At 37.8% G+C, this 24055-nt stretch carries 24 protein-coding genes; 14 read left to right on the forward strand and 10 right to left on the reverse strand.

Annotated features, from left to right (window positions below):
* The 7 genes from LS68_RS08435 to LS68_RS08465 all read left to right on the forward strand — a co-directional run bounded on the left by LS68_RS08435 (position 1) and on the right by LS68_RS08465 (position 5317).
* The gene (locus LS68_RS08435) at positions 1-1434 is read left to right on the forward strand and encodes a LutB/LldF family L-lactate oxidation iron-sulfur protein (protein WP_034369806.1); all 1434 of its coding nucleotides are present in this window, start codon (positions 1-3) and stop codon (positions 1432-1434) included.
* Positions 1427-2056 carry a lactate utilization protein C gene (locus tag LS68_RS08440; RefSeq protein WP_034369804.1) on the forward strand — a complete coding sequence of 210 codons (630 nt, stop codon included), beginning with the start codon at positions 1427-1429 and terminating at the stop codon, positions 2054-2056. The genes LS68_RS08435 and LS68_RS08440 overlap by 8 nt, the downstream gene beginning before the upstream one ends.
* A gap of 16 nt (positions 2057-2072) precedes the next feature.
* Positions 2073-2465 (forward strand): LysR family transcriptional regulator, encoded by a 393-nt coding sequence (locus tag LS68_RS08445; protein ID WP_138091404.1) that lies wholly within the window; start codon positions 2073-2075, stop codon positions 2463-2465.
* 94 nt (positions 2466-2559) lie between these two features.
* On the forward strand, positions 2560-3324 hold the full coding sequence (gene modA / locus LS68_RS08450; RefSeq protein WP_034369802.1) for a molybdate ABC transporter substrate-binding protein: 765 nt from the start codon (positions 2560-2562) through the stop codon (positions 3322-3324).
* Positions 3325-3326: 2 nt separating this feature from the next.
* Positions 3327-3728, forward strand: coding sequence for a hypothetical protein (locus LS68_RS08455; RefSeq protein ID WP_034369800.1), 402 nt, complete (start codon positions 3327-3329; stop codon positions 3726-3728).
* Between the two features lie 24 nt (positions 3729-3752).
* A complete protein-coding gene (gene modB / locus LS68_RS08460) occupies positions 3753-4418 on the forward strand; it encodes a molybdate ABC transporter permease subunit (RefSeq protein ID WP_034369798.1) in 666 nt (221 codons plus the stop codon).
* A gap of 20 nt (positions 4419-4438) precedes the next feature.
* A complete protein-coding gene (locus LS68_RS08465; protein WP_034369796.1) occupies positions 4439-5317 on the forward strand; it encodes an ATP-binding cassette domain-containing protein in 879 nt (292 codons plus the stop codon).
* Between the two features lie 20 nt (positions 5318-5337).
* Here the strand turns inward: LS68_RS08465 and LS68_RS08470 are convergent, their stop codons facing one another.
* A complete protein-coding gene (locus LS68_RS08470) occupies positions 5338-6195 on the reverse strand; it encodes an MqnA/MqnD/SBP family protein (RefSeq protein ID WP_138091406.1) in 858 nt (285 codons plus the stop codon).
* A gap of 105 nt (positions 6196-6300) precedes the next feature.
* Here LS68_RS08470 and recA point away from each other — a divergent pair, with 105 nt between their 5' ends.
* Genes recA through LS68_RS08495 form a run of 5 tightly spaced genes read left to right on the forward strand, consistent with a single transcriptional unit; the run spans position 6301 to position 10007 of the window.
* Positions 6301-7341 carry a recombinase RecA gene (recA, locus tag LS68_RS08475; protein WP_034369792.1) on the forward strand — a complete coding sequence of 347 codons (1041 nt, stop codon included), beginning with the start codon at positions 6301-6303 and terminating at the stop codon, positions 7339-7341.
* A 9-nt stretch (positions 7342-7350) separates the two neighbouring features.
* On the forward strand, positions 7351-8625 hold the full coding sequence (eno, locus tag LS68_RS08480) for a phosphopyruvate hydratase (RefSeq protein WP_034369790.1): 1275 nt from the start codon (positions 7351-7353) through the stop codon (positions 8623-8625).
* A gap of 7 nt (positions 8626-8632) precedes the next feature.
* Positions 8633-8896, forward strand: a complete 264-nt coding sequence (locus tag LS68_RS08485) for a hypothetical protein (RefSeq protein ID WP_034370992.1) — start codon at positions 8633-8635, stop codon at positions 8894-8896.
* Positions 8897-8901: 5 nt separating this feature from the next.
* A complete protein-coding gene (locus LS68_RS08490; protein ID WP_052100291.1) occupies positions 8902-9489 on the forward strand; it encodes an AMIN domain-containing protein in 588 nt (195 codons plus the stop codon).
* Positions 9490-9494: 5 nt separating this feature from the next.
* Complete coding sequence (locus tag LS68_RS08495) at positions 9495-10007, forward strand: shikimate kinase (protein WP_034369787.1); 513 nt, start codon at positions 9495-9497, stop codon at positions 10005-10007.
* A 48-nt stretch (positions 10008-10055) separates the two neighbouring features.
* Here the strand turns inward: LS68_RS08495 and LS68_RS08500 are convergent, their stop codons facing one another.
* The 9 genes from LS68_RS08500 to LS68_RS08540 all read right to left on the reverse strand — a co-directional run bounded on the left by LS68_RS08500 (position 10056) and on the right by LS68_RS08540 (position 20649).
* Positions 10056-13121 carry an efflux RND transporter permease subunit gene (locus LS68_RS08500; RefSeq protein ID WP_034369786.1) on the reverse strand — a complete coding sequence of 1022 codons (3066 nt, stop codon included), beginning with the start codon at positions 13119-13121 and terminating at the stop codon, positions 10056-10058.
* A complete protein-coding gene (locus LS68_RS08505; RefSeq protein ID WP_034369783.1) occupies positions 13121-14209 on the reverse strand; it encodes an efflux RND transporter periplasmic adaptor subunit in 1089 nt (362 codons plus the stop codon). The genes LS68_RS08500 and LS68_RS08505 overlap by 1 nt, the downstream gene beginning before the upstream one ends.
* Complete coding sequence (locus LS68_RS08510) at positions 14209-15495, reverse strand: TolC family protein (RefSeq protein ID WP_241993721.1); 1287 nt, start codon at positions 15493-15495, stop codon at positions 14209-14211. The genes LS68_RS08505 and LS68_RS08510 overlap by 1 nt, the downstream gene beginning before the upstream one ends.
* A gap of 71 nt (positions 15496-15566) precedes the next feature.
* Entirely contained in the window at positions 15567-16547 is a 981-nt protein-coding gene (locus tag LS68_RS08515) for a hypothetical protein (protein WP_034369781.1), read from the reverse strand.
* On the reverse strand, positions 16544-17680 hold the full coding sequence (gene folP, locus LS68_RS08520) for a dihydropteroate synthase (RefSeq protein WP_034369779.1): 1137 nt from the start codon (positions 17678-17680) through the stop codon (positions 16544-16546). The genes LS68_RS08515 and folP overlap by 4 nt, the downstream gene beginning before the upstream one ends.
* A complete protein-coding gene (locus LS68_RS08525; RefSeq protein ID WP_034369777.1) occupies positions 17677-18297 on the reverse strand; it encodes a DNA polymerase III subunit delta' in 621 nt (206 codons plus the stop codon). The genes folP and LS68_RS08525 overlap by 4 nt, the downstream gene beginning before the upstream one ends.
* 8 nt (positions 18298-18305) lie before the next feature.
* Entirely contained in the window at positions 18306-18866 is a 561-nt protein-coding gene (locus tag LS68_RS08530) for a HobA family DNA replication regulator (RefSeq protein ID WP_138091408.1), read from the reverse strand.
* A 5-nt stretch (positions 18867-18871) separates the two neighbouring features.
* Entirely contained in the window at positions 18872-20077 is a 1206-nt protein-coding gene (locus LS68_RS08535; protein WP_034369704.1) for an aspartate kinase, read from the reverse strand.
* 98 nt (positions 20078-20175) lie between these two features.
* Entirely contained in the window at positions 20176-20649 is a 474-nt protein-coding gene (locus tag LS68_RS08540) for an RNA pyrophosphohydrolase (protein ID WP_034369706.1), read from the reverse strand.
* 157 nt (positions 20650-20806) lie between these two features.
* Here LS68_RS08540 and hemW point away from each other — a divergent pair, with 157 nt between their 5' ends.
* Positions 20807-21895 carry a radical SAM family heme chaperone HemW gene (gene hemW / locus LS68_RS08545; RefSeq protein ID WP_034369708.1) on the forward strand — a complete coding sequence of 363 codons (1089 nt, stop codon included), beginning with the start codon at positions 20807-20809 and terminating at the stop codon, positions 21893-21895.
* Between the two features lie 90 nt (positions 21896-21985).
* Positions 21986-24031 carry an alkaline phosphatase family protein gene (locus LS68_RS08550; protein WP_241993722.1) on the forward strand — a complete coding sequence of 682 codons (2046 nt, stop codon included), beginning with the start codon at positions 21986-21988 and terminating at the stop codon, positions 24029-24031.
* The last annotated feature ends 24 nt before the right edge of the window (positions 24032-24055 follow it).

Raw genomic sequence — 24055 nt, forward strand, 5'->3', positions numbered from 1 at the left:
ATGAGCCATCAAGAACATACTGATATTGTCCATATTAAACTAGGGGACAAACAACTAAGAAAGAATCTCCAAAGTGTGATGGATACACTTAAAAACAATCGCAAGAATCTTATCAAATCGCGTTACACTGATTGGGAAGGTTTAAGAGAATTAGGCAAAGAAGTCAAGCAAAAGTGCCTTTCACAACTTGATGTATTATTAGAGAGATTTGAACAAAATGCGACTAAAAATGGTATCAAGATTCACTGGGCAAGCAATGGCAAAGAGGCAAATGAGATTATCTATAATTTGATGCAAGAAAAGCAAATTACAAAGATTCTCAAAGGTAAATCAATGGCGAGCGAAGAAACTCATCTCAATGCGTTTCTTAAGCAAAAAGGGCTAAACCCTATTGAAACAGACTTGGGCGAGCTTATCATTCAGCTCATTGATGAGCCACCTGTGCATATTGTCGCACCTGCGATTCATAAAAACCGCTATCAAATCGGCGAAATTTTCCACGAAAAACTCGGTGCAGCTTTAGAATCTGAACCCGAAAAACTCAACGACATTGCGCGTGTGCATTTGCGCAAAGAATTTCAAGGATTCAAAATGGGCTTAAGCGGTGTGAATTTTGGCATCGCAAATGAAGGGGCGATTTGGCTTATTGAAAATGAAGGCAATGGGCGTATGAGCACGACAGCTTGTGATATTCATATTGCTATTTGCGGTATTGAAAAGATTGTTGAAAGTTTTGAAGATGCAGCGATTCTTGATACATTGCTTGTCCCTTCTGCTACTGGCGCGCCTATCACTTGCTACAACAATATCATCACTTCTCCACGCAAGGAGGGTGAGCTTGATGGTCCTAAAGAAGTGCATGTCATTTTGCTTGATAATAATCGTTCGGTAATACTCAAAGATTCTCATTTCTATCGCTCACTTTCTTGTATCCGTTGTGGGACATGCCTCAATCACTGCCCGGTATATGATAAAATCGGCGGTCATGCCTATCTAAGCACCTATCCCGGTCCGATTGGTGAAGTGATTTCCCCGCAGCTTTTTAGTATGAAAGATTTTGGACACATGGTCAATCTTTGCTCATTATGCGGACGATGCTCTGAAGTATGTCCGGTGAAAATTCCTCTAGCCGAACTCATTAGAGATTTGCGCAGTGAAAAAGTCGGACAAGGACGCAAGAATCTTAATGATAATGACGGCTCATTGCGCGACAAACAAGAAGAATATGCTATGAGACAATTTGCAAAGCTTGTAACAGAGGGCGATTCATGGCGTAGAATGCTTACATTAATCAATGCTCTTTCACCTTTTGTGAAAATATTGAGCGGTCTTATCCCGGGTCTTAAAAACTGGGTAACATATCGCACATTCCCCACCCTCAATGGCAATCTGCATAAAAAAGTATCAAATATGAAAGGAGTTATTTATGAGTAAGCAAGCTATCCTTAGTCGTGTCAAGTCTTCACTTCAAAGCAATCCCATACCCACTTTTGCTCCTCATTATAAAAATATTATGATTAAAAATGAGGATAAAATCCAAGAATATATCAATTACCAAAGTGCAAATAAAGCCATTGTGCATCAATCAAACGAGGCGACTTTAGCAAAAGATTTGCAAGAGATTCTTAGCCAAACAAATGCTCAAAAAGTGCTTTATAATCCAAACATTGATGTTGATATGGAAACAATTCAAGGGGCATTTACCAAAGTCGCTTATACACAAAGTGTCGATGAAATCCGTGATGAACTTTTTGGGATTGATACATCAATCATTCAGGCTAATTGCGGTGTGGCTAATCTTGGCATCATTGGCATCACTTCGGGCTTGACTTCTCCTCGCCTTTCTTCGCTTATCACAAACACTTGCATTGTGCTACTCAAAAAGCAAAACATTGTCGAGAATCTTTATGAAGGTGTCAAATTTTTACGAGGTGATAGTAATGTTGCACCTACCAATCTTATTTTGATTGCCGGTCCATCACGCACTGCTGATATAGAGCTTCAAACCGTTTTTGGTGTGCATGGTTCTCGCAATACGCATGTGATTTTATATTAATCCTAGAGAATCTAAAATGCGTATTTTTGCACGATTTTGGTTTCAAAAAGAAGATAAAAGCTACTTGGGTGTAGGACGCATTGACTTACTCACCCGCATAGGTCGCACAGGCTCTATCTCTAAGGCAGCCAAAGAAATGGGTATGAGCTATAAAGCTGCATGGGATAGCGTTGATATTGTCAATAAACTCTCCCCTACACCATTGGTCGATAGCTCCAATGGCGGTAAAGGTGGAGGAGGCTCAAAGCTCACCCCTGCAGGGGAAGAAGCGATTTATGCTTTCAACGAAACAGAAAGAGTCAAAAATATTTTCTTTGACTACTTGGATCAATCCTCTGATTTCAAAGAATTATTAGAGCGTCTCTCTCATTTAGAATCTGCGCTGCAAAGCTTTAAGCCAAAAAATTAAGCTCTTTATTTGCTTTTTCGTTATACATTTTTATATATGATTTTTGCAATTTTATGACAAAAATCAAATCCTCATTTTGATACAAGGAGACACCATGCAAATTGGCAAAAAAATATTTTGTGCTTTGGCACTCACCGGATTAATGGGCGTATATTCTTTGGCAGAAGAAATCAATATCCTTGCTGCTGCGAGTCTCAAATATGTGCTTGAAGACATTAAAAAAGAGTATTTAAAAACACATAAAAAAGATAAGATTCAAGTGAGTTATATCTCTTCTGGCAAAGCCTATGCACAAATCGAAAACGGCTCACCCACGCATCTTTTTATCGCAGCTGACACAAGCTATCCTCAAAAAGTCTATGAAAAAAAGCTCTCCAGCCAAAAACCTGTAAATTATGCGAAAGGAAAATTAGTGCTTTTTAGTGCAAATGCTGACTTCAAGGCGAATACTATTGATGTGCTGACAAATGAGAAAATCACTCATATCGCAATCCCAAACCCCAAAGTCGCACCTTATGGAAGAGCTGCTGAAGAATTTCTCAAATCTCAAAAGCTTGATAAAAAACTTAAAAATAAACTTTCTGTGGGAGATTCTATCGGACAAGCTACAAGTTATGTGTTGCAAGGAGCGAGTGAGATTGGATTCAGTGCGCTTTCAATGGTGATTAAAGATAAGAAAACACCCAACCTCACTTATACATTGATTGATGAAAAAACCTACAAACCTATCAATCAAGCCCTTATTATCCCTGAATATGGCAAAGATTCTCAATTAGCAAAAGATTTTGCGGCATTTCTTTTAGAATCCAAAGCTCAAGCCATTTTCAAAGATTATGGGTATGATACACCTGATAAATAACAATGAATAAAATCCCTTGCCTTATAAGCTGTATCAATGCGTATCAAAGCTGCTCATTGATACAAGCCCAATCTGATATTGGTATTTTACACATCGCGCTTTTAGATTCTCAAGATTTTTCTCTTGGGCAAAAAATAAGTGTGAGTTTTAAGGAAAATGATGTGATGTTGTGTGCTTTGGATAACGCAGTCATTAGCACACCCAATTGCTTTGAGGCAAGCATTTATGACACACAAAGCAATGATCTTTTTACGCGTATTGCTCTGCAAACTCCTACAGATTCACAATCTCATATCATTATCCACGCACTCCTCCCAAATATCAGCTTAAAAGATTTCTCATTGGATAAAGGGACGCCTTGCAAGTGGTTTGTATCCCCAAGTCAGATGATTCTCGAATATTAAACGCAAAAGATTAAAGGATTCAAGATGGATTTTGTAGAAACGATGAAACTCACCTTTCTTGTTGCCACACTTACGACTTTCATTTTGCTTCCCATCGGTATTATATTGGGCAACTACTTAGCGTTCTCAAATCATTTTATCCGTCCTATTGTCGAAGTGCTTGTATGGATGCCTCTTGTCTTACCTCCTTCAGTGTTAGGATTCTATCTGCTTATCACCTTTAGTCCTAAAAATTTTTTGGGACATTTTCTACTAGAATACTTTGATTTCAAGCTTGTCTTTAGCTTTGAAGGTTTGATTTTAGCAAGCGTGATTTTCTCACTTCCTTTTATGTGCAATCCCATTAAAAGTGGCTTATCTAGCCTACCCATATCGCTTAAAGAAGCAAGTTTCACATTAGGTAAAACGCGTCTTTATACGCTTTTTTTCGTCCTCTTGCCTAATATTAAACCTTCACTTTTGCTGGGCTGTGTAACAAGTTTTGCACACACAATCGGTGAATTTGGCGTAGTAATGATGATTGGAGGCAATATCCCCGGAGAAACACGCGTAGCAAGTATTGCTATTTATGACGAAGTCGAATCGCTCAATTACCCTTTAGCTCACCAATACGCTCTCACACTTTTTACAATTTGCTTTGTGCTATTGCTCGTGATTTTTTATCTCAACAAAAAATTTCAGCGCACATAACAGAATCTAAGGAAAGCCAAATGAACAACATACAGATTAGATTCTCAAAAAAATTACTCGGCGGGGCGGGAGAATTTAGGCTTAACATTGATAAAAACATTGATTTTGGTGCATTTATTGCGCTTTTTGGCAAAAGTGGAGCAGGAAAAACAAGCATTTTACGCATTCTTAGTGGGCTTGACAATGCTGATGAAGGTTATATTCGTGTAGGTGATGATGTATGGCTAGATACACAAAAAGGGATTTTTCTTCCTCCTCAAAAGCGTCAAATTGGCTTTGTATTTCAAAATTATGCCCTTTTCCCACATCTTAATGTTTATGAAAATATCTGTTTTGGATTAAAAAACAAAAATGACAAAACATTTGCCGATGAATTGCTTGCACTCATGGATCTTCATTGCCTAAAAAATACGAAAATATCTCAACTTAGCGGTGGGCAATCCCAACGCGTAGCTTTAGCAAGGGCAATTGTCAGACGCCCTAAAATCTTGCTTTTAGATGAACCTTTTTCCGCACTTGATCTCTCAATGCGGCAAAAACTCCAAGAAGAGCTCGCACAGATTCATCGGCATTTCTCCCTCACAACAATACTTGTTAGTCATAATCTTAGTGAAATTTTCTATCTTGCCTCACGTAGTTTTGTCTTACAAGAAGGACAAATTACACAAGATGGCACATGCGATGAGGTATTTGCCCAAAAAAGACTCAGTGCCAAAATCAAACTTGTAGGAGAAATCGTGCGCATCACTGATGAGGGTGTGTTATTTGTGATTGAAGTATTATGTGGCAATGAGATTCTTAAAATCGTTTATGACCCTAAAGATGGCAAAAATTTCCAACTCGGCGAACAAGTCATCATCGCCTCCAAAGCCTTTAACCCTACGATTTACAAGCTTTGAATGAGATTCTAAATCCTTATTTATGAGAATCTCAATCTATTATACTCACTTGGGATAAAATAATCACACGCACGGATTTGTTGCGGATAAAAGCCTGCCTTGTAGCCAAGCTCAAAAAGTTTATCTACTGCTCGAATCTCCTTTTCACTCATTGTGATAGAGTTATCATTTGCATAAAGATTCAGATAAGTGTCCAATTCTTTTTCATTCACGCGGATAAGCCCACGCTCGAGAAGCATTTGACTCAAGATTCTTTTATTATTGACAGCTACTCGCACTGCTTTTGTGAGAATCTCCTCACATTCAATCGCTGTAGTCAAGGGTAAAGACCGCCTCAAAGCCATACCTCCCAAAGGCAAAGGTAATCCACCGCCACTAAGCTCATTCCAAATATCCCATATTTCACGCTCGACTTCAAGCCTTTCATCAAAATTTAAAATCGATTCGTGTATCAACACACCTGCATCAACTTCACCATTAAGCACGCTTACTTCTATCTCAAGAAAATTTTTATATACGATACGCGCTTCTGGATAAGCGAGAGAAAAAAGCATAGCATTAGTCGTATGCTCCCCGCTAAGAGCAACCTTGAAAGACTTTTTAAGAATCTTGCCTTTGAGCTTAATCAACTTTGGTCCATAACCATCACCAAAACTCACTCCTGTGCGCAAAAGAGCGTAATTTTCAGCCACAAAAGGATAAAGGGCAAAAGAAATTGCACTCACATCATATTCACCTTTAAGTGTAGCACGATTGAGCGTTTGAATATCCTTTGCAACATTACAGAAAGTTACATTTTGAGAATCTACCCAGCCAAAAACAATGGCATAATACATAAATAAGTCGTCCGCATCGGGGCTATGTCCTACACTAATCATATTAACTCCAAAAAATTTAAGCAAAATTATAGGCAGATTTTAGTCAAACTTCGCTAAAATCCTTCCAAAATTGACAATTTGCAGTCATTAATTTTAAGGATAAAAATGGCAATAGATGAAAAAAAACAAAAAGCAATCGAACTAGCCCTTAAACAAATCGACAAGGCATTTGGCAAGGGCACATTAGTGCGATTAGGAGACAAACAAGTCGAAAAAATTGACAGCATTTCGACAGGCTCTCTAGGGCTTGATATGGCTCTAGGGATCGGGGGCGTGCCTAAAGGCAGAATCATTGAAATCTATGGTCCAGAATCAAGCGGGAAAACTACTCTTAGTCTTCAAATTGTCGCAGAATGTCAAAAAAATGGCGGGATTTGTGCCTTTATTGATGCTGAACATGCGCTTGATGTGTATTATGCCAAGCGTCTTGGGGTTGATATAGAGAATCTTCTCGTCTCTCAACCAGACACAGGCGAACAAGCCCTTGAGATTCTCGAGACACTTACGCGTAGCGGAGCAGTGGATTTGGTCGTGATTGATTCTGTAGCAGCTCTTACACCAAAAGCTGAAATTGACGGCGATATGGGCGATCAACATGTAGGCTTACAAGCGCGTCTTATGAGTCATGCGTTACGCAAAATCACAGGCGTATTACACAAAATGAACACAACATTAATCTTTATCAACCAAATTCGTATGAAAATCGGGACAATGGGTTATGGTAGCCCAGAAACAACCACAGGTGGAAATGCTCTCAAATTTTACGCAAGCGTTCGTATTGATGTAAGACGCATTGCGACACTCAAACAAAATGACCAACAAATTGGTAATCGCACCAAAGCAAAAGTCGTCAAAAATAAAGTCGCTCCACCTTTCCGTGAAGCAGAGTTTGACATAATGTTTGGAGAAGGCATAAGCAAAGAGGGTGAGATTATTGACTATGGAATCAAGCTTGATATTATCGATAAAAGCGGTGCTTGGCTTAGTTATGGAGATAAAAAACTTGGGCAAGGTCGAGAAAATGCCAAAGTTTATTTGAAAGAAGATAAGATTCTCGCGGAAGAAATTACAAATAAGATTAAAGAACAAATCGGTTCTAAAGATGAGATAATGCCTCTACCTGATGAACCCGAAGATGAAGAATAAGGAGAAAACATGATACATATTGAAACCATTGACGCACAAGAGGTAATGGATAGTCGAGGTAATCCCACAGTAAAAGCAATGGTGCGCTTAAGTGATGGCACAAGAGCATCAGCGATTGTCCCTAGTGGAGCAAGCACAGGAAAAAGAGAGGCATTAGAATTGCGTGATGGCGACAAAGATCGCTATCTAGGAAAAGGTGTTTTGAAAGCTTGCGCGAATATTAAAACAGAGATTGCCTCACAATTACAAGGTGTCAGCCCCTTTGATCAAAGCAAAATCGACTTGATTCTTAAAAAAATGGACGATACAGACAATTACTCCGAACTCGGAGCAAATGCGACTTTGGGTGTTAGTATGGCAATTGCTAGAGCAGCCTCTCAAGCTCTCAAATTACCGCTTTATCGGTATTTGGGTGGAAGCAATGCGCTTGTCTTACCTACCCCGATGCTTAATATTATCAATGGTGGAAGCCACGCTGATAATACCGTGGATTTTCAAGAATATATGATTATGCCCTTAGGCTTTGATAGCTTTGCGGAAGCATTACGCGCTTCAGGAGAAGTGTATCAACATCTTAAAATGATTCTCAAGGCAGATGGACATATTACAAGCATTGGTGATGAGGGAGGATTCGCACCAAATTTGAAAAGTAATGAAGAGCCTATTGGGATTATTTTAAAAGCAATTGAAAAAGCAGGATACAAGCCCGGCGAAGAAATCTCTCTTGCACTTGATGTCGCAAGCAGTGAGCTTGTGCAAAAAGATGGGCTTTATCATCTTGCTGGGGAAGGAAAAATTCTTGATTCAGCAGGTATGGTAGAATATTATGAGAATCTTGTTGCAAAATATCCGATTGTTTCAATTGAAGATGGCTTGAGTGAGGACGATTGGGAAGGTTGGAAACTCTTGACACAAAAATTAGGCGATAAGATTCAGTTAGTGGGTGATGATTTATTTGTTACAAATAAGAAAATCTTGCAAGAAGGGATTGATAAAAATATTGCGAATGCTATTTTAATCAAACCCAACCAAATAGGCACGGTGAGCGAGACGATGCAAACCGTTCGTTTAGCTCAACGCAATCATTATAAGTGCATTATGAGTCATCGTAGTGGTGAAAGTGAAGATACATTTATCGCTGATTTTGCTGTTGCACTCAATACAGGCGAAATCAAAGCGGGTTCTACTGCCCGAAGTGAGCGTATCGCTAAATACAATCGCTTATTAGAAATTGAGAGAGAAATCACTGATACAGAGTATATTGGTAAAACCCTCTTTAAGTAATAAAAGAATGAATTACGATTCCGATCTTTTTATCAAGCCTTCGCGTATTTGGAGAGGAATCTATACAAATCGTGTATGGGTTATTGTCTTTGGTATTATTGCGTTATTGGGAGTTTATATGGGATATTTACTTTTTGGAAGCAACTCTGTTGAAGTGCTTTTACGATTAGAATCTCAAAAAAAACATTTAGAGCAAAATGCGCAAATCATTGAAGACGAAAATGCAGAGCTACAAAAACAAATTTTTGAATTGAGAGGATTAAAACCTTGAAAGCAATGATTTTAATATGCGCTCTAGTAGCGAGTCTATGGGCACGAGACAACGCCTTTGCATCAGCTATCACACCAAAAGAAGGCGAACACCAACAATCAAGTATTCACCAAGAACCTTTGTCGAGTGTAGAATTTGTATTGCCTAGCACAGCTAGAATCCTTAAAAGCATTCAAGTTACCTATCAAAACCTAGATGGCTCTATCGAAAGCAAAGTAATACAGCTTGATGAAAGTATTGACTGGCATTATCCCTTATTAGTCGCACAGAGAGCTCAAGGGGCAGTCTATCAAGGAGAGAATCGTTTTAAATTAGGTGAATTTGAGCTAATAGTTAATCATAATCGCATCTTCATTGCCACGCGTAAAAAAATGTTGCGAGACTTTGTCTTGCCTGAACCTTATCGGCTTATGCTTGATATTGAAGGGACAAAAGATAATTTTTATGAAAAAGTGAAGATTGATAAAAAATATTTCACTCAAGCAGAAATTTCCACACATGACGGATTTTATAGAATCTCTCTCGAATTTGATGGACGCTATAAATACAGAATCAGCCCTCAAAGAGATGGCTTTTCAATCACATTAGAGTAAAAATATTGGAAAATATTGTCTTAATCGGTTTTATGGGAAGTGGTAAAACTTCTGTTGGGAGAGAGTTGGCACTGCTTGGCAAGAGATTCTTGCTTGATACAGATTGCTTGATTGAACAAAATATGGGCAAAAGTATTGCTGAAATCTTTGATTCTGTGGGAGAAAGTGGATTTAGACGCATTGAATCCCAACTCATTTTTTGGCTCTCTCACAATGTAAGAAATGCTGTGATTGCTACAGGTGGTGGTATGTCTATCTATAATGATGTGAGTTCTCTTGGCAAAATCTTTTGGCTCAATGTCAGTTTTGAGCAAATCATAGAGCGATTAGATTCAACAGAAATAGCGAAAAGACCTTTGTTTAAAGATATTGATCAAGCGAGAAAACTTTACAACGAGCGCAAAAAAATCTACGAATCTAAGGCAAAATATGTCGTAGAAGAGGGGCATCTCTCTGCTTCTCATATCGCAAGGACTATTTTTACCTATATCGAACAAGACAAACAACAAATTTTCTAAGATTCCCCAAACACGACTTATTAGCAAAATGTATAGATTCTATAGAATCTATACACCAAATTTTCGCACGACAATCCTAAATAATGGTGGCAAAATCACCAAAGTTAGCATTGAAGAAGTTACCAACCCTCCCAATACAACAATTGCTAAGGGTTTTTGCACTTCACTTCCTACACCCGATGACAAAAGCATAGGGACAAGCCCTAATCCTGCGATAAAAGCCGTCATTAAGACAGGTCTTAATCTTCGTTTTGCTCCAATAACAATCGTATCATCAAGACTATAGCCCTCTTTAAGCAATTGTAAAAAGTATCCTACCATTACCAAACCATTCAACACAGCAATACCAAAAAGCGCGATAAATCCCACCGATGCAGGCACAGAGATATATTCTCCAGAAACAAATAACGAGATTAATCCGCCTGTTACCGCAAAAGGAATATTAAGCAAAATCAACAAGGAAAGCGGCACAGATTTGAAAGTAAAAAACAAAATAAAGAAAATCGCCAAAATACTTAAAGGAATAACTGTTGAGAGACGTTTATTTGCCCTTTGTTGATTCTCAAATTGTCCTCCATAAGTGATTGTATAGCCATCAGGCAACTGCACTTCTTGGGCGATTTTTTGTTTGGCTTCTTCGACAAATCCTCCTAAGTCTCTGTCTATAACATTACTGCGCACAACACTATAACGTTTAGATTGTTCTCTTTGTATTTGCACAGGTCCATCGACTTCTTGAATCTCTGCTACCGCACTGATAGGTACAGAATTACCATCAAGCGAACTCATTTGCAAACTTTTGAGCTTGGTAATATCTGTAGCGATGTCTGCATCTTGACGAATCATCACGGGGATTCTCGCAAAACCTTGGGGGATATAGCTCACGATGATACCTTCCAAACTTGAGCGCATAAACTTCGCAAACTCATCACTTGTAATACCCGTAGCAGACATTACAGAATGTTGTGGAGTAACATACAGATAATTTACCCCTTTGTTAAGAGTAGTGAAAACTTCCGCTGAACCTCTAATACTCATAAGAATATCTACAATTTGAGAACTTAAACGATTAAGCTCATCAATATCTAACCCAAAAATTTTGATCGCCAAATCCCCCCTCACACCCGTAAGCATTTCGGAGATTCTCATATCAATAGGCTGCACCAAAGCGATATTCATACCTTTAAATTCGCTAATAACTGCGCGAATCTTATCTTCGATTTCTGCCATATTTTTAGATTCCCACTCTTCTTTGGGTTTGAAAGAGACAAACGCATCACTTTGATTAGGTCCAGCCGGGTCTAATCCCGCCTCATCAGCACCCGTGCGCGTAACAATACTTTTGATTTCAGGCACTCTACTCATCAATTCTTTTTGCATCAAAAGCATCACTTCACGACTTTGCTCCAAAGAAATTGAAGGGCTTGATTCGATATTAAGCACCAAATCTCCTTCTTGCAATGTAGGCATAAACGCACTTCCAATCAAAGGAAAAAGTGAAAAACTAAATACCAAAAAACACAATGCGCCCACAATAAGAATCTTTGTCTTTGTGAGTGCAAAATTTAATACAGGCTCATACACACGATGAAAAAACCTTGTTACGATTGTTTCATGATGCCGTGTCGCTTTAAGCACAAAAGAGCTGATCACAGGAATAACCGTCATAGAAAGAATCAGCGAACCTAAAAGCGCAAAGATAATCGTTTGAGCTAAAGGCACGAAAAATTTTCCCTCCAGCCCTTCCAGCGTGAGGATTGGCACGAAAAATATAATAATGATAATAATACCACTAAAAACAGACCTAGAAATCTCCGTGCAAGCACGGAAAATCGTATGGAGCTTGGGTGAATTTTTTGCAACACTTAATTTTTCAAAAGCATTCTCAACGGTTACTACAGCAGAATCCACTAAAATACCCACTGCAATAGCTAATCCCCCTAGACTCATTAAATTAGCCGAAATGCCATAATGACGCATCATCACAAATGCAACTGCGATAGCTAAAGGCAAAATAACACTCACTGCGACAGCCGCTCGCACATCACCTAAGAATAAAAAAAGCACAATCACAATGAGCACTACTGCTTCAGCAAGAGTTTTGATGACATTATTGACAGCTTTTTGTGTCAATTCTGAACGATCATAAAACACACGGAGTTCTATACCTTCGGGTAAAACTTCTTTGAGCTCTTCCATTTTGGCTCGAATACCGACAATAGCATCTTTTGCATTTGCCCCTTTGAGTGAAAGCACCAAACCTTGCGTTGTTTCTCCTATGCCATCAATTGTTACAAGACCTAATCTCGTAAGATGGCTTTCAATCACATCACAAAAATACCCTATACGCACCGTGCCTAACTTTGTAATCACAGGGATATTTTTAATCTCTTCGATGCTTAAAGAGCCGGTTTGAATCTTGACTAAAAAACTCTCTCCATCACGCGAAACCCTTCCCGCTCCTTCATTTTTGAGATTTGCCTCAAGCACATCTTCAAGATCACTGATTGTAATACCCAAACGCGCCATATCATCAAAATCTGGCACAATAACGATTGCTTTTGCATATCCACCCAAACGATTCACATCGGCAACACCTTTAATATTTCGCAAAGCAGGACGAATCGTAAAATCAAGCAAATGCCTCTTTTCAATTTCAGAAACAGAGCCATCGACACTCTCAATGGTGAACATAAACATATCACTTAAGGGCGTTACAATCGGTGCAAGCCCTCCACTCACACCCGATGGTAAATCACTCATTGCCATCGAAAGCTTTTCATTCACCATATTACGCGCAAGATAAATATCTGTCCCATCGTTAAAATCAATCGTAATATCGGCAATCCCGTATTTAGAAATGCTACGAAGGCTCTTTTGGTCTGGCAAACCAAGTAACTCAAGCTCTAAAGGAATCACAACGCGATTTTCTACTTCTTCAGGTGCCATACCCGGAGCTTTTAGGATAATCTTTACTTGCGTGGAAGACACATCAGGAAAGGCATCAATAGGGATAGAGAAAAAGGAATAAACACCAAAAATAAAAAGCATAATCGCACTAAGGATAACGATAATCCTTTGACACAAAGAAAATTCAATAATTGCCGACAACATTATTCTTTTCCTAATCCTTCCATAGCACCTTTGAGACTGATAATATTACCTGTGGCAATCTTCATCGTATTATTTAAGCCTTTAGTGTCAATCACAAAACCATTATCCCTTTCTTCAACAATCTGAATCTTAAAAGGTTTAAAACCTTTGGCACTTTGGACAAAAACCAAATAGTCATTGCCATTTTTAATCACCGCTGATGAGGGAATAAGAATCGTCCCTTTAGGCAATAAACCATCAATATATATGTCGATCATTTCGCCCACTTTCAGTTGGTTATCACGGATATTTGCGGTCGCTAAAACCGAGTTAGAAGTTTTGTCAATCACTACTGAAATAGATTCTATCTCACCAATTTTTGTGCCATTATCATCAAAAATGGGTGCTCCTTTTTGGATATTATGCGAAAGATGCAAAGGAATCTTAATGCGTCCAAGCAAGTTATTCGCTTCTTTGTCGGTAACTTGAGAGATTCTGACATAAGGCGTAAAAGCTTCGATTTTTTCTCCGCTTCGTTTAGGAGCGACTGACAAAACCCCCGATGTTTTTGCGACTACTGGGAATCCATACTGCACTTGCGCTCTGTTGTTAATAAAGTTTTGATCAATACCAGATAAATCAAGTTTAGATTTGATTTCATTAAGTTTTAAGCGCAATTCATTCATCGCTAAATAACTCAACTGATATTCACGCTTAGAGATAACACCTGCTTTATAGAGAGCCTTATCTTTGCGCTCATTTTCTGAAGCGATCTTTAATCGTTCTTGTGTGTTAATCAAATCAAAAAAGATTGCACTAAGCTCATTGGAGCTAATCTCACAAATCAAATCACCTTTATTGACGCTCTCTCCCTCACGCTTATAAATATTGACAACAATAATTTCAAAACTTAAGCTTTGTGCGATTGATGTTTTGTCATCAAAATCAATCAGCGCATTGAAAGGCACACCCTTAGTGTTAAAGGCTTGATTGAGCGGAATGACCTTAATGCCATTTTTAGTGGTTTCCTCTTGAGAGATTAGAATCTCATCATACGCAAATGTAAAAACACTCAAGATAAGGGGCAATATCCAAATATATCGTTTCATTAATTATCCTTATTATAAGCTAGAGATACAGGCTGGAGATTCAAAACAGAACTCAATGTCTCTTCTAACATCGCCAAAGTATTGATATAATCTCTTTTGGCTTGTGTCGTAGCAATCATTGCGCTCAAATGATCATTTTTAACACTCAAATATTCAAAGGCACTTGTTTTGCCTGCTTCATAACCAATCTTTGCAATTTCACTCAATTCTCTTTTATTGTTTTCATTGTCCTTTGCAAGTGCTATTGCTTCTTTCTTATAAAAAAGCTGCTCAAGATAAGACTTTGCATTGACTGATAGAGAATCTTTAAGAATCTCACCCTCACGAATAGAGCCACTTTGCAATGCCAAATACATTGCTCTTTGGTTACCATATTTGGTCGTGAGAGGGATAGGGATTTGGAGAGAAAATTGAACACCCTCGCTCGTCTCAGATTTAGTAAATCCTCCGCCAATCTCAAAACTATCAAACCGACTCCTTGAGGCGACTTGTGCGCTATATTGATAATCTTTCACATCAAGTGCGACAATCTCAAGATAAAGATTCTGTGCAAGTGTGGATTCTAAAGCATTTTCATCAAAATCAAGATAAGTAAATGCTAAATCATTCACCATAATATCACTATCATCAGTAATACCCAACACGACTTTAAGTGCGCTAAGTGCAGAAATCATCTCGACATGAGAAGTTTTTAGTGCATATTTTGTATCAAGAAAATCGCTTTTAAAAAAAAGATACTGCGATTTAGAGATACGCCCTGCATTGTATTGAGCTTGGGAAATTTTGAGCTGGTCTCGTGCATTGTGATAACGATTAGTATAAATTTGATGCTGCTCTTTTAATACAAGATAGTCCAAATACAATCGCTTTGCAGAGATAAGCGCAAGACGCTTTGTAAGCTCATAAGACTTTTCTTGCCTCAAAATTTTGTTTTGATAACTTTGGCGTAAAGTGTGTGTAACCCACGGGAGTCTTGGTGTCAGCATCAATACAATAGTGCTTTCAATTTGAGTGCCTCCACTAGGGGATTTGACGGGAGCTATATCTGCATCAATGTATGAAGTATTCCATGCCTTTTGAGCCTTGCCTTCATACACAAGACTTTGCGCCATTGCTCTACTTTTGGCAAGATTGATAGAATTTTTTTCAACCCTTTGAGTAAATTCATCAATATTCATTACTTGAGGCTCTGAAAGATAAACTTCATTTTCAATTTCAAAATCAATAAATTCAGAATCTCCCCAAATATATCCAACCAATAACGCAAGAAAAAGGCAGAATCTCATTTTCATATTCCTTTATTTTTTGGATATTTTATTGTATAGTATTTTTTGCATTTTTTGGCAACCTCATTTTATTATCCCTTATTAAATCCATGCAAGAGTGAATTAAAACGACTGATAAAAATGGGATTTTTTGAAGCAAGATAATCTTCAATCATCAGAATCTGTTTTTGGTTAAGATTTGTGATAGCTCGGATACACACTTCGCTAAATTCTTGTTCATCAGCTCCAAACATCGCTTCATCAAGCATTTGTGTATAATGGACGAAAATCTTGTGATCTTTTTCATCACGGCGTTTATCCTCGATCAATTTTTCTTTCATTTCTTCAAGCTCTTCCATAGGCAGATTCTTAAGATACTTTTTCGTGTGCATACCCGTGAGAGAAAGCACCTCATCGACAAGCTTGAGTTTTTCTGGGGTATTGTTCAAATATTCTCTGTAAGCATCATTAAAAACACTTGAAGGCATAAAATCTTTCACGATATGAAGCTTGAAGTGTGCCATATTAAGAATCTGCTCACATTTCTTCGGGTCAGACAACTGCTGCAAGGTCAATTTAAGGCGAGGAATATCATTGCGTATCTCCTCATAATGGCTCATCATAACCTTGTATTCTTCAATCGGCAATTCTTTCAACTGCGCAGCAATCTGATCAAGGAGAATCTCCTGATACTCCCGATAGGCGATGCGCAAGATTCTTTGGAGTTTATGGACGGAAACGCTTTTAATACTTAAAGTAAGAATATCAGCAATATCGGCATAACTAAAATCATTCAAACCTTCCCGAATCACATCAATAAGCTGCATAGTATCATTGATACATTCTTTAATCTTAAGCTTAAGATCGCCAATATCTGCTGTATCAAGCGAAGTAATAGCGGACAAACCTTCCTCTTGATTCATATATCGTTGAAAATTCATCACATCAGCGCGTGCGTCTTTTTCGTAAAGACTTGTGATACCATCTCTGTCTAAACGACTTAATTCCTCATCAGTATGCCCATGTCGCTTGAGAAATGCTTTAATCGGTTTCAAATCAGTGCTTTCATTCATTGCAATGCCTTATAAACCTTTATCATATCAATATGCTCATCTTCATCATGAACCCTCAAAATATTTGCACCATTTTGCAATGCAAGCAAATGTAATGCCAATGTGCCTGACAACCTTTGTTGGGTCGCTCTATTCGTGATTTCACCAATTGTGCTTTTGCGACTTGCTCCCACTAAAATAGGAAATCCAAAATGTTTAAAATGTGCTAAATTTTTAATAATCTCAAGATTCTGTGCGACATTCTTTGCAAAACCAAATCCTACATCTAGCACGATATTTTTCACTCCTTCTTCACGCAATAGCTGAATCTTATGCACAAAAAAAGCATCAATATCATTGATAAGATGCGTGTAGGTATGCGTAAGATTCTGCATTTCTTTAGGTGTGCCTTTTGTGTGCATCAAAATCGCTGTCGCATTGTATTTTGCAGCAATTTTTGGCATTTGAGAATGCGCAAAACCACTCACATCATTGACGATACTAAACCCATGCGACAAAGCAAAATCTGCTGTTTGTGGATTATAAGTATCAATACTAAATTGACAATGCTTCATTAAAGAATGACGATAAATTTCCTCAACAACACCCTTAAGACGCGTAATCTCTACATCAGATTCAAGCAATTCACTGCCTGGACGAGAGCTTGCCGCGCCAATATCAATCATATCTACTTCTTTGTCTAAAAGTGTATAGATTCTATCAATCGCACTTATCGTATCTTGACGAGAAGATTCATAAAAACTATCGGGTGTAACATTCACTATTGCCATCAGTTGTGGTGAAAAAGACATACGATGAGAATCCAAATGTGCTTGCAGTATTGATTGGAGTTTTTTTAATCCAAAAGGCTGATAGCCTAGCTTGTAAATAATTTTTGTAAGTTGCGTTTCTGTGGCAATTAAAAGAGCGATCTTTTCACCTTGATACTTAATCGCCTCGCGCGGTGTCGCAAGATCGCCACCAGCACTTAAAGCCTCTTGCTTAAGAATACTCATTGCTTCAAAACTTAACTCTCGTATCTCAAAGACAAAGATTGTGCCTTTTTGACTCATAATCTTCACACCCATCGCATCAGCACCGATAGCCTTAATCGTATTGCGAAGTTGATGAGGATTACATCTTTGAACGATCATTTTCTGCCTCTTTGCTTTTGTAAAAGCCTTAATAAAAGTGGTAAAAAAATGTAGTTTTCTTTTTCACTTGCGTCATTTTGATTGAGAGCAATAGCTTTGTCAAAATATGCTAATTCATTTTTATTAAGCGGGATTTTCGCATTATGTAAGGCATACAGAAGTGATTCTATGCGTATCTTGACCTCATCTTTAGTATGACGATGATCATCATTATATTTACAAAAGTGATAGATAGATTCTAAAGTAAGTTTATTCACATCAATATCAAATGGCGGAATCTCTGTATATTGCTTATGTGAAATAATCCTCATTCTTGAGCGAATAGTAGGCAAAAAAGCATTTTTATTTCTTGCAATAAAAATAAATTTAATTTTTTCTGGAGGTTCTTCAGTGATTTTAAGCAAGGCATTTTGAGCGGCTTGATTATATTTATTAGCACTAAGGATAATCAACATATCATCTTTAATTGTTAGATAGCTTTGAGCAATGACTTCTTTGGCATCATCAATTTTAAAGTCTTCCCTTTCAAAAATATAATAATTTTCCGGGTCAAGATTCAAAGTCAAACGCTCAATCAAATCTTGTGGCGTGTGTGTGATATGAATTTCACCTAACATAATCCCTCTTATATCTCAAGTGAGATTCTGTTAAGCATCGCTTCCAAAATAGCACGATCAAAAAGCTTTACTAGCCCTAAAAGCTTATAATCAAGCTTCTCATCAGTCGAGCTAAGCCCAAAGGCATCATCGACTATTTCATCGAGAATCCAATAAAGCCCATCTCCTTTGCCCATTGCAAAATCTGCCCGAGCATTTTTCTTCCCAACATACCAAAATATGTAATGTCCATACATCATATCAAGCATATTATAAATCAGCTTGAATCCTTGCACACCATTTTCTTTAGCACCCAAATCAATCATCTTGTCCAAATGCTCCATTTTGACAATAGGAAAGAAAGGTCGCCCTGCATGCGGACGATTAATGTGCGTCAAAATATAATTTCCACACCATTCAAATTGATTGTCTGTCAAAACAATAATGCTCCGACCGCTGATAAGATGCTGGATACTGCGAGCCATAATAGGCAAAAGCACAAATCGCTTTTCCTCAAGCCAACCGCTCATTATGCCTTTTTTCTCATCTTCGCGGATTGTTTTCAATATCCAATCACTAAGGTTTTCCATTACTGCTACTTATCCAAATCATAAACACTATGCAATGTCTGCACAGCGCGTTTTGCAAAATCAGCTGCAATAATCATAGAAATTTTGATTTCACTTGTGCTAATCATCATGATATTAATATTATCTTGTGCGAGAGCTCTAAAAGCCGTGCTTGCAACGCCGGAGTGAGATTTCATACCTACACCTACAATAGAAACTTTTGCAATGTCATTATCGTATTCGATACTTTGGACATCATCTTTGAATCTTTCAAGCACTTTTTGGGTGATTGCTACTTCTGTTTTTGGAATGGTAAAATCAATATCTGTCTTTCCATCTCGCCCAATCGTTTGCACGATCATATCGACATTAATATTATTATCAGCAAGCGATCCAAAAATATCTGCTGCAATACCCGGTCGATCTTGCACATCAGCAATACTTACGCGTGCTTGATTATTATCTAGTGCTACACCACTTACAATGGGTTTTTCCATAATATCCTCCTCCTTAGTAATAAGCGTCCCCTCTGCATCGCTAAAAGAACTTCGTGAAACAAGCTTTACATTCAACTTCTTAGCAAGCTCTACGGAACGATTCAGTAAGACTTTTGCGCCCATTGAAGCTAACTCAAGCATCTCATCATAACTGATTTTTTCGATTTTCTTTGCCTTTTTTTCAATGCGTGGGTCAGTAGTATAGATACCATCGACATCAGTATAAATTTCACACATTCCCGCATTAAGAGCTCCAGCAAGTGCGACTGCAGATAAATCACTCCCTCCGCGTCCTAGAGTTGTTACCTCACCTTTTGGTGTGATCCCTTGGAATCCAGCAACGACAACAACATAACCTTCGTTAATAAACTGAAATATTTTCGTGGTATCAATATAATTAATCCTTGCTTTTGTGTGAATCTCATCAGTGATAATGCCTGCCCCTCTCCCGCTTAATGAAATTGCCTTAACACCCATAGATTCTAAAGCAATCGCAAGAAGCGCTGCAGTTACTCGCTCACCGGAACTAAGAACCATATCTACCTCACGCGTATTGGGTAAAGATGTGAATTGTTGTGTGTATCCAATCAAGCGGTCTGTATCACCACTCATTGCCGACACGACTACCACCATATCATGCCCTTGTGATTTTGTCTTTATCACGCGTTGAGCTACATTGCGGATTCTGTCGCAATCTCCCATACTTGTCCCACCATATTTCTGCACAATCAACATTTGTTATCCTTAATAAAGTGCCTTCAAAATAGAGAATGAAATAATAAAATGTTATTGCTTAAATCAAGCAAAACTCCTTACATTCCCCTACTTTTACCTCAAATATAGCCCACTTTTTTAAAATAATTCAAAATTTGCTTATACACTTCTTTTTTAAAAGGCGTTACTTGCTCCAAAAGTCGCTCATAATCGACAAAATCATATTTATCAAATTCAGGCACAGGCGTTTGAATATCAATTAATGAATCATTCTTTAAACGCACTAGAAAATACTTCTGAATCTGCCCATCAAAGCCAGCATAGATTTTCTTTGCCATATTTTTAGGAAAATCATATTTGATCCATTCGGGACATTCGCAAAGCACCTCAACTTCATTTGTGCCTATCTCTTCTTTAAGCTCTCTTAAAAGCGCATCTCTTGGGCTTTCACCTTCATCAATGCCACCTTGAGGAAATTGCCATGCACCTTTAATATCACAACGATGGGCAATAAAAAATCGACATTTAAGAGGATAATCACTTGAAAGGATAATCGCTGCAACATTAGGACGATATTTTTTAGCTTTTTGCATCAACACCACCTCTCAAAAATAATTATTATATTATATTTATTATATTTAATTATTGCTAATAAATGCTATAATATCGTCCATAACGATATTACGGCTTTTAAAGATAAAAGAAAATGAATACAAAATCAATATTTTAATCTTAATTCATAGAGACAAAATGCTTTTATATATCCATATCCCATTTTGTGCAAGCAAATGCGGCTATTGCGCATTTCATTCACTCCCCAATCAACAGAATCTTTATGCTCCCTACATTCAAGCATTATGCAAAGACATTCAATGGAGCTTACAGACCTATCGCTCTGCTCCTCATACGCCGCTTGTGATAGATTCTGTATTTATTGGTGGAGGGACACCTAATATCCTTCCATCGCATTTTTATGAAGAGATTTTTGCGACAATCCATAAATATGCACAACTAAGCAAAACTTGCGAAATCACACTTGAGGCAAATGTGAATCTTATAGAATCCCAATGGTGTCAGAATCTCATCGCTTTAGGGGCAAATCGCCTAAGTATCGGTGTGCAAAGTTTTGTCCAAGAGAAGCTCGACCTCTTAGAACGAGATCATCAAGTGAATGACATTGAACACTATTTTGGCATTGCTTATCGTGCAGGATTCACAAATATCAGCTGCGACCTTATCTATGGCACTTCTGTCGATAATCCTTCACTTCTTGCTTTTGAAATCAAATGTGCAAGCAACCTGCCTATCAATCACCTATCAGCCTATGCTTTGAGCATTGATGACGGCTCACGTTTTGCTCATTATACAAAAAAACTAATCTCTGATAATGACTGGGAAAAATGGGTGCGAGAAAACCTACACAAATACGGATTTTTACAATACGAAGTCTCAAATTATGCGCGAGGTTATGAATGCCAACACAATCTTGGCTATTGGCGAGGCTTACCTTATATCGGTTGTGGTGCGGGAGCTGTGGGAAGAGTAAAAAATACAAGAACACAGGGTTTGCTTAAACTTGATTCTTATATCCAACAACCCACACACAAAAATATCGAATCTCTTAGTAAAGAAGACTTAAATCTCGAAGAAATAATGCTTGGCTTAAGATGCAAAATAGGCGTCAATTGTGAGCGTATCAATCTTGCTTCAAAACGCACAAAATTACTTCTTGATGAGCAAAAATGCCATATAGAATCCCGCAAAAATGGAGATTATTTAGTCGCAAATGAGTTATTTTTAGCTGACGAAATCGCATTATGGCTCACAAGGGGAGATTAAAAATCGTTTGAAAAATTGCGAATCTTTTACAACTTTATTTGGATAAAATACGCTTTTTACAAAGATTCTATCATTTTCTAAGGAGTTTTTATGCGTTTTGTCCAACTCATCATTCGTGCAAGCATTTTGATGCTATTTTTAATCTTTATTTGCTTTCTCTCACGTCTTATCTTAGTATTAGAGTATCTTCCTCAAAATCTATGGAGTGAGTATGGGGAAGATTTTAAAGCCATGTGGCTTATGGGATTTAGGCTCGATATGCGCGCAATTGGTATAGCAATGCTTGGCTATATTATCTTAAATTATATAATGCTTTTATTTGACAGAATCTATTCTTTAAATGCAAATCATCAACGCACATTACTTCGATTCTCTTCTTCTTTTCTGTCATTTTTTACACATTTTTATGCTTTTTTATTAGGATTTATTTTTGTTGTTTTTGCTTTTATCAGTTTTTATTATTACCAAACTTATGGAGGCAAGATTGATGTTTTTATTTTTGAACTCAAAGACGACAATACTTGGACGATTCTAGAAATCATTTGGCGAGACTATCCTTTAATAACGGGGATTCTCATATCTCTTATAGCAGGGCTTATAACTTTATGGCTACATCACACTTTTTCTAAGATTCCTCAATGCTCTCACCAACCTTTCTGTATCTTTAAACAAAATATAATAGGCACAATACTAAATCTTGGCTTTATCATTATGCTTGTAATTGCCTCTAGGGGATCATTAGGGACATTTCCTATTAAAGAAAACAATTACCACATCTCCTCCCATGCGATTTTTAATGACTTAGCTGCCAATCCTATAATGGCATTTGACTGGGCATTAAAAAACTATCGAGCCGATATGAGATTCTATCCTGTAGCAAAAAATCAAGAGCAGAAATTCCAAGAAGAGCTTTTTCCTATTTACCACCAAACGCCTACAAATACCTTTGCAGCAGAAAATCCCCCGCATATTATTGTGAATCTTATGGAGAGCTTCGGGAGCAATCTTTTGGCTTATGATAATCCACAGGATTTTGACTTATTGGGAGATTTGAGAGAGCATTTGCAAAATGATTTTATGTTTTATCGTTTCTTATCGGCGGCTAATTGGACAGCACCTTCATTTGTCGCGCTTTTCTTTGAAAGCCCTTTTGATAAAATCGCACAAGGTCATGCTAAAACAATCAAACTTGCACTGAATCCTTTTGAAATATACGCAAATGCGGGTTATGAAACAATATTCATCACTTCAGGTCATGGCTCATGGAAAAGCTTAGGAGAATACATAAAAACACAAGGAGGGGGGGGGACGCAAGTCTTTGATACCTTGTCTCTTCTCAAAGCTTATCCCGAAGCAAAATATGATGAAAATGGCTATGGTGTCGCCGATGAATACGCTTACAGACTTGCCTTTGATATACTCTCTCGCGCCCAAAAGCCCACATTTATTGCGATTTTAACCACTAGTAATCACCCACCTTACCTACTACCTCGCAATTACACACCTATACCCTTAACAATCCCTCAAGACATTATCAACAAAACACAAGATTCAGAAGAAAAAACCTTATTAGCCATACAACTTTATCAATACGCCAATGATGCTTTTGGTAAATTTATGAATAACATTAAAAACTCATCTTTAAAAGAAAAAACCATTGTCGCAGCAAGTGGAGATCATCATGTAAGAAACTTGACTATTGATCCTAGCCTTGATAAAGCATTAGGATATGCTGTGCCCTTGTATTTATATGTGCCAAAACCCTACCAAGACAATACCCTTTATGACCCCTTGCGATTTGGCTCACATAAAGATATTTTTCCTACTTTGTATGAGCTAAGCCTGTCTCGCACAAACTATATGAGCATAGGAGGACGCAATATCCTTGCACGCATACAAGATTCTCGATATGATTTTGGTTATAATGCTTTAGTGTGGATTGACAAACAAGGAATCTATCCTGTCAATAGCACAAAAGGCTATGCTTATAGCCCCTCTCAAAAGATGATTCCACTTGTTTCAAGTGAAGAAAGTTTCGAGCTGGATTCTTTTAAGAAAAATTTTGCTACAAAATACCATGAATTATTAGTTTATGAAATCAACAAACGTATTATGGGCGTCAAAACAGAAGAATAACAGAATCTTAGCAGTTTTGCAAGA

This window comes from Helicobacter sp. MIT 05-5293, assembly GCF_000765665.2.
GTDB lineage: Bacteria > Campylobacterota > Campylobacteria > Campylobacterales > Helicobacteraceae > Helicobacter_C.